We start from the raw sequence: 728 nt of genomic DNA, 5'->3' as shown, positions 1-728 counted from the left end.
TCTGATGGAGCCGGTTTCTCCTCTTCCTCCTTTTCAGGTGTCGGATAAAACTCGACGGCTACCATGACTATGCGGTTACGCTTCTTGTTGGTTTCACTCTCGGTCCACTCTTCCGGTTTGAAATATCCCTTTACTGTGAGCAGTTCACCCTTCTTGATTCTGTCAAATGAATCGGCAGCCTCGTTCTTACGCCAGGCTTCGACTGGCAGGAAGGCTGATGTATAGACCGTTTCTTCACCTTTCTTCTCTGAGCGGCTTACGGCTATCGAAAAACGTGCTACACTTGCTGTTTCAAAACTGCGGATCTGTGCGTCATTGGAAACGTAACCTGATACTACGAAGGAATTTTCAATCTTTTTCATAATGTATGAATTTTAGAAGTTAATTAATCAATTTTACGGTGCAATTATCTTGGAACAGACTAAGTGGTAACCATGAAAAAATGTACGAATACGCTTTTTGTGTATAACAGAAAAAGGAAGATTCTTATATTTTTTATTGGGTAAGATGGCAGCAAATAATTAATCCATGAATACGCTTTTTGTGCGTGCAGAAAAAGGAAGATTCTGGAATTAATAGGCAAGGACGGTATTTGCGAATCGGCCACTGACACTTTCGGAAAAAGTGGAAGCTGTTCCATAAATTTGCACAAGGAAATATGATTTGACTTCGCCGGAAATTCATCTGAAAAAGTTTTTCATTCGTATTGGTTACGGTATGATGCACTG

At 40.5% G+C, this 728-nt stretch carries 1 protein-coding gene; it reads right to left on the bottom strand.

Annotation, left to right across the window (positions count from 1 at the left end; genetic code table 11):
* On the bottom strand, positions 1-362 hold a 362-nt coding region (locus B5F71_RS19570), incomplete at its 3' end, for a single-stranded DNA-binding protein (protein WP_087213675.1).
* Between the last annotated feature and the right edge of the window lie 366 nt (positions 363-728).

This window comes from Bacteroides sp. An269, assembly GCF_002159755.1.
GTDB classification, from domain to species: Bacteria; Bacteroidota; Bacteroidia; order Bacteroidales; family Bacteroidaceae; genus Phocaeicola; species Phocaeicola intestinalis.
This window is presented reverse-complemented; position numbering and strand designations above follow the sequence as displayed.